Source organism: Tepidimonas fonticaldi (assembly GCF_001675355.1).
Classification (GTDB): Bacteria; Pseudomonadota; Gammaproteobacteria; order Burkholderiales; family Burkholderiaceae_C; genus Tepidimonas; species Tepidimonas fonticaldi.
Genome location: NZ_LZDH01000067.1, coordinates 60,921 through 67,193, shown reverse-complemented (window position 1 = coordinate 67,193; position 6,273 = coordinate 60,921). Strand labels below are relative to the sequence as shown.

The window sequence follows — 6,273 nt, the reverse complement described above, 5'->3', positions numbered from 1 at the left end:
GAGGGCGCCCGCAGTGGGCTCACTGGGGCCGGATGAGGCTGCAGAGGGCCCACGAAGGGGCTTGCTGGAGCCCAAGAACCGTTCAGCATCTGTTTCGATCCCATCCTACGAAACGATATTGACCCTGAACTCGTCGCCACGAACGAGTGGGCGGGGTAGTGCAGAGGTTCCCTAACAGGCCGTTGAAAAATCCCCATCGAAGCGGCCATGTACCCGTTTGCGTGGGTCCGAAGCCGGCGCAAGCCGTTTTTCCGGGCTGCGACGGCCGCCTGGGTGGCATGCTGCGGATGGAAAACAGGATTTGCAGCAGCAGCGCCTTGAGCAGCATCTCTGGCGGCACCGAAGGGCGGCCGCGGCGGGCATAGACCGCTTCGAACTCTGCGCTCATGCTGGCCAGCAAGGCATCCACCAAGCCCCGCAGCTCGCGCAGCGGGTGTCTGGCCGGTACCCGCTCTTCGAGGCTGATGTCGCTGAACATCGCCCCCTGGATGTTCTGTGTGCCTCTCATCTTCGGTGTCTGCTGTCTCGGCGTCGCCGCCGCTCACATGGTACCGGCCGCACGGGCAGCTGCGGGGGAGTTTTTCAACGGCCTGTTAGGTCGCCACGGCCGGCAAGCTGGGGGAGCTGCTGCACGGCTACGAACGCGTCGACGCGCTGCCGGGCGTCGAGCTGCAGGCGGTGGACGCGGGCAAGCGCGCGCTGCAGACCAGCGACGGCGAGCTGCGCTACGACCACGCCAACCTGGTGCTGCCGATGCGGACCCACGCCTTGGTGCGGCAGGCGGGCCTGGGTCAGTGCTGGGCCGACGTGGAGCTGCCGACCTTCCAGGCCAAGGCGGACGCGCGCATCTTCGTCATCGGCGACGCGCAGGGCAGCCCCCAGCCCAAGAGCGGTCAGGTTGCCTTCGGCCAGGTGCGCGCGGCATCTGGCGCACGATGCTGGGCTGACGAAGGCGCGGCATGCACGGCCGCGCGGGGCGCGCTACACTTGCGCCCCTCGACCTCCAAGCCGGCCATTGCGGTCGGTGTGGGTTCCCTTACCCCACTCATCAAAAAGGATCGTTCCATGGCCTTCGTCGCCACGGCGCCGTCGCCGCGCCCATCCCATCCCCTGCCCCCGGAACAGCTGCCGCGTGTGCTGGCGGTGCTCGCGTTGCTGCATGTGCTCGTCATCATCGCCAGCAATGTGCTGGTGCAATTGCCGTTTCAGATCGGCGGCGTGCACACCACCTGGGGGGCGTTCACGTTTCCGCTGGTGTTCGTGCTGACGGACCTGACGGTCCGGCTGCTCGGGCCCGCCGCGGCGCGGCGCGTCGTCGCGCGCGTGATGCTGCCGGCGCTGGCGGCCTCCTACGTCGTGTCGGTGCTGTTCGTCGATGGGCGCTTCGCCGGCTGGGCGGGGCTGGCCACGTTCAACGACTTCGTCTTCCGCATCGCGCTGGCGAGTTTTGCCGCCTACGTGGTCGGCCAACTGACCGACATCGCGGTGTTCGCGCGGCTGCGCCGGCTGCGCGCGTGGTGGGTGGCACCGGCCGCCTCCACCATCGTCGGGGGGCTGATCGATACCTTCGTGTTCTTCGCCGCGGCGTTCTGGCGCAGCCCCGACGCCTTCATGGCCGAGCACTGGGTCGAGATCGCCGCGGTGGACTACGCCACCAAGCTCGCCTTCAGCCTGCTGGCGCTGCTGCCGCTGTACGGGGCGGCGCTGCGCGCGCTGCTGCGCCGGCTGCCCACCGCCCCGCTCACCCCCCAGGCCGTCTGAGCCTGCCGGCCAGCACCGCGACCGCTTAGCCGGGCGCCGTGTCGTTACACTAGGCGCCACCCCCGCAACCCGCGGTGGGCGCACGGCGCCCACCGCCTTTACGCCGTCACGCGCGCGAGACCGTCCACCTTGTTCGCCCTGTTCGACGACGCCGGCAAGCTGCACGCCGGCCGCATCTTGTCCGGCACCGACACCTCGGTCCAGCTCGAGCTGGACTCGGGCCGCCGGCTCAAGGTCAAGTCCGCCCATGTGCTGCTGACCTTCGAGCAGCCGGCGCCGGCCGCGCTGCTGGAGCAGGCCGGGGCGCTGGCGGCGGACATCGACCTCGACCTGGCGTGGGAGTTCGCGCCGGAGGAGGAGTTCGGCTTCGCGGAGCTGGCGGCGCTGTACTTCGACGATCCGCCCAGCGCCGTGCAGCAGGCGGCGACGCTGCTGAAACTGTACGAGGCACCGCACTACTTCCGCCGCGCCGGCAAGGGTGGGCGCTTCCGCAAGGCGCCGGCCGATGTGCTGCAACAGGCGCTGGCCGCCATCGAGCGCAAGAAGGCCGTGCAGGCGCAGATCGACGCCTGGGCCGCCGAGCTGGTGGCCGGCCGCTGCCCGGAAGCGGTGCGCGCGCAGCTCTACCGCATCCTGTTCCGCCCGGACAAGAACGCGCCGGAATACAAAGCCGTGGTGCACGCCGCGCGCGAGGCGCACCTGGCGCCGCTGGCGCTGCTGCAGCGCGCCGGGGCCATCACCAGCGCCTACCAGTTCCATTGGCAGCGCTTTTTGTTTGAGCACTTTCCGCGCGGCACCGGCTTTCCGGACCTGCCGGCGCCGCCGCTGCCGGACGACTTGCCGCTGGCCGACGGCGTGGCGGCGTTCTCGATCGACGACTCCAGCACCACCGAGATCGACGATGCGCTGAGCGTGCAGGGCCTGGGCAGCGGCACGGTGACGCTGGGCATCCACATCGCCGCCCCTGCCCTGGCGATCGCGCCGGACAGCGCGCTGGACGCCGTGGCGCGCCAGCGGCTGTCCACCGTCTACATGCCGGGGCACAAGATCACCATGCTGCCGGATGCGGTGGTGCAGGCCTACACGCTGCTGGAGGGCGCGCCGCGGCCGGCGGTGTCGCTGTACCTGACGATCGACGAGGGGACGCTGGAGATCCGCGGCGCGACGACGCGGCTGGAGCGCGTGCCGATCGCGCACAACCTGCGCCACGACCGGCTCGACACCGTGGTGACGGCGGCATGGCTGGACGAGCCCGAGCGCGCGCACGAGGCGCCGCCGGAGGTGGCGGCGCTGCAGCCGCAGCTGGCCTTCCTGTGGCGGCTGGCGCAGGCGTGCAAGACGCGGCGCGAGGCGGTGCGCGGCCGCCCCGAGACCTTCACCCGCCCGGACTACACCTTCAACCTGGAAGGCGTGACCGGGCCGGAGCCGACCGGCGAGGAGACGGTGGTGATCGGCACGCGCGCCCGCGGCGCGCCGCTGGACCTGATGGTGGCCGAGGCGATGATCCTGGCCAACAGCCACTGGGGCCAGTGGCTGGCGAGCCTGGGCGTGCCCGGCATCTACCGCAGCCAGGCGAGCCTGGCCCCCGGCGTCAAGGTGCGCATGGGCACCAAGGCGCTGCCGCACGCCGGCATCGGCGTGCCGTGCTACGCCTGGAGCACCTCACCGCTGCGGCGCTACACGGACCTGGTCAACCAGTGGCAGATCGTGGCGTGCGCGCGCCACGGCACCGCTGCCGCGCTGGCCGCCCCGTTCAAGCCCAAGGACACGGCGCTGCTGGCCGTCATCAGCGCGTTCGACGCCGCCTACACCGCCTACGGCCAGTTCCAGAGCACGATGGAGCGCTACTGGACGCTGCGCCACCTGCGCCAGCAGGGCACCACCGAGCTGGAAGCCGCCTACCTGAAGGACAACCTGCTGCGCGCCGAGATGCTGCCGCTGGTGCTGGCGGCGCTGGGCACCGATGGACTGCAGCGCGGCGAGCGCGTGCGTGTGCGGCTGGGCACCATCGACGAGGTGACGCTGGAGGTGACCGGCACGGTGATCGAAAAGCTGGGCACCGTCGAGGCCGTTGTCGAATCCGAGGACACCCTGGAAGGCGAGGTCGAGGAACCGCTGGCCGCGCCGCTGGCGATCGCCGTGGCCGTGGACGACGCCGACGACGGCGCCCCACCGGCGGCTCCGGCCCCGTAGCGCACGCTGGGAGCGAGCCGCCGATGGTCCTGCCCCGCGCCCTCGCATCGCTGTCCACCCGCTTTCGCGCCGACCCGCTGCCGTGGGCGCTGGCGGTTTCGGTGGCGGTGCATGCCGCGGTGCTGACGGTGCGGTTCGTGCCGCCGCTGCGGCCGGAGCGGGTGCTGCAGGACACCCCGCTGGAGGTCATCCTGGTCAACGCGCGGGGGGAACAGGCTCCCGAACGGCCCCAGGCCATCGCCCAGGCCAATCTGGCCGGTGGCGGGGACGCTGATCGGGGGCGGGCCACCTCGCCGCTGCCGCCGGCCATGCTGATGCGCGCCGGCGACGCCCTGGACGACGAGGAGCAGCGCATCGAGGCCATGAAAGAACGGCAAAGCCGGTTGCTGGCCCAACTGCGCCAGGAGATCGCCCGGCTGAGCGCCCCCCAGCCCGCCGACGCCAGCGACGCCCAGGCGCGCGAGCAGCTCCGTCAGGCCCTGGTCAAGACGCTGGCCGAAATCGAAAAACGCATCAACGAGGAAAATGCCCGCCCGCGCAAACGCTACATCAGCCCCGCCACGCGCGAGGCGGTCTACGCCCTGTACTACGACGAGCTGCGCCGGCGCATCGAGGACCGGGGTACGGCGCAGTTTCCCGAACAGGGCGGGCGCAAGCTGTACGGCGAGCTGACCATGGTCATCACGGTCAACCACGACGGCCGCGTGCTCGACACCGAGGTCGTGCAAAGCTCCGGCATCCCGTATTTGGACAGCCGCGCGCAGGCGATCGTGCGCAGCCTGCAGTTCGCCCGCTTCAACCAGGCCATGCGCCAGCGCGCCGACCAGATCGTGGTGGTGTCGCGCTTTCGCTTCACGCGCGACGCCGGCCTGCAAACCCAGATGAGCGGCACCCGCTGAGCCCCTCGCCCCCACGACCGCGCCCCGCCATGCCAGCCCGCCCCCACCGCCCATCCCCCTCCGCGGCGCCCTCCGGCGCCTCTGCGCCCATGCGCTGGCTGCGCGGCGCGCTGCGGGCCGCTGGGTGGATGCTGGTCACCGCCGTGCTGCTGCAAGGGGTGTTCGCGGCACGCATTGCCCTGATGGCGGTGGTGGACCCGCAGAGCACGACCTTCCAGCGCTCCGAAGCGTGGCGCCTGGCCAGCCAGGGCCGCGGCCTGGGGGATTGGCGCCAGCGCTGGGTACCGTACGAGGCCATCTCGCCCCACCTGCGCCGCGCCGTCGTGGCGTCGGAGGATGCCGGTTTCGTCAGCCATTTCGGCGTCGACTGGGCGGCCATCGAGGCGGCGCGGGCGCGCAACGAACGGCGGCTGGCCCAAATGGCGTCGCGCGGCGGCGACGGGCATGTGCGCCCGGCGCGTCTCGCCGGGGGGTCCACCATCACCCAGCAACTGGCGAAAAACCTGCTGCTCTCGGGTGAACGCACCCTTTGGCGCAAGGGGCAGGAGCTGCTGCTGGCCTGGATGCTGGAGGCGTTGCTGGACAAGCGCCGGATTCTGGAGCTGTATCTGAATGCGGTCGAATGGGGCGAGGGCGTTTTTGGCGCCGAGGCGGCGGCGCAGCGGTACTTTCGCAAACCCGCGGCCCGCCTGACGCCGGCCGAGGCCGCCCGCCTGGCCGTCCTGCTGCCCGCGCCCAAGCTCTACGAACGGCGCCTGCAATCGAGCTACCTGAACAGCCGCACGCAGACCATCCTGGCGCGCATGGAGGCGGTGCAGATCCCGTGACCCGACCACACCCGCCCCAGGCGCGCCGGTAAGATCGGCGGCATGCGCATCCTCGGCATCGACCCCGGCCTGACGGCCACCGGCTTTGGCGTGGTGGACGTGGACGGCCCGCACCTGCGCTATGTGGCCAGCGGCACCATCCGCACCAGCCCCGACGACGGCGCGCTGCTGCCCCAGCGCCTGAAGGTGCTGTTCGACGGCATCGGCGAGGTGGTGCAGCGCTACCAGCCGACCGTGGCGGCGCTGGAGATCGTGTTCGTCAACGTCAACCCGCAGGCCACCCTGATCCTGGGACAGGCGCGCGGGTGCTGTCTGACGGCCCTGGTGGCCAACGACCTGCCCGTGGCGGAGTACACCGCCTTGCAGCTCAAAAAGGCCGTGGTCGGCTACGGCAAGGCGCAAAAAAGCCAAGTGCAGGAGATGGTGCGCCGCCTGCTCGACCTGCCCGGCCTGCCCGGCAAAGACGCCGCCGATGCGCTGGGCCTGTGCATCACCCATGCGCAGGTGGCACGCACCACGCAGGCCATCGGCAAGGTGGCTGCGCTGCGGGCACGCACGCATGCGGCCTACAAGGACGGGCGCAGCTATTGAGG

General features: G+C 71.1%; 5 protein-coding genes and 1 pseudogene. 5 read left to right on the top strand and 1 reads right to left on the bottom strand.

Annotated elements, in window-relative coordinates; all coding sequences use genetic code 11:
* Positions 1 to 280 precede the first annotated feature (280 nt).
* Positions 281 to 508 (bottom strand): annotated as a pseudogene (locus tag A9O67_RS13275) (transposase); the annotation flags it as partial.
* A gap of 557 nt (positions 509 to 1,065) precedes the next feature.
* On the opposite strand from A9O67_RS13275, the gene A9O67_RS12760 reads away from it, so the two are divergent.
* The 5 genes from A9O67_RS12760 to ruvC all read left to right on the top strand — a co-directional run bounded on the left by A9O67_RS12760 (position 1,066) and on the right by ruvC (position 6,271).
* On the top strand, positions 1,066 to 1,761 hold the full coding sequence (locus A9O67_RS12760; RefSeq protein ID WP_068610957.1) for a 7-cyano-7-deazaguanine/7-aminomethyl-7-deazaguanine transporter: 696 nt from the start codon (positions 1,066 to 1,068) through the stop codon (positions 1,759 to 1,761).
* Positions 1,762 to 1,890: 129 nt separating this feature from the next.
* Entirely contained in the window at positions 1,891 to 3,954 is a 2,064-nt protein-coding gene (locus tag A9O67_RS12755; RefSeq protein ID WP_068610945.1) for a ribonuclease catalytic domain-containing protein, read from the top strand.
* A 23-nt stretch (positions 3,955 to 3,977) separates the two neighbouring features.
* Entirely contained in the window at positions 3,978 to 4,853 is an 876-nt protein-coding gene (locus A9O67_RS12750) for an energy transducer TonB (RefSeq protein ID WP_068610943.1), read from the top strand.
* A 29-nt stretch (positions 4,854 to 4,882) separates the two neighbouring features.
* Positions 4,883 to 5,680, top strand: a complete 798-nt coding sequence (gene mtgA, locus A9O67_RS12745) for a monofunctional biosynthetic peptidoglycan transglycosylase (protein WP_408033416.1) — start codon at positions 4,883 to 4,885, stop codon at positions 5,678 to 5,680.
* A 42-nt stretch (positions 5,681 to 5,722) separates the two neighbouring features.
* A complete protein-coding gene (ruvC, locus tag A9O67_RS12740) occupies positions 5,723 to 6,271 on the top strand; it encodes a crossover junction endodeoxyribonuclease RuvC (RefSeq protein WP_068610941.1) in 549 nt (182 codons plus the stop codon).
* Positions 6,272 to 6,273: the final 2 nt, after the last annotated feature.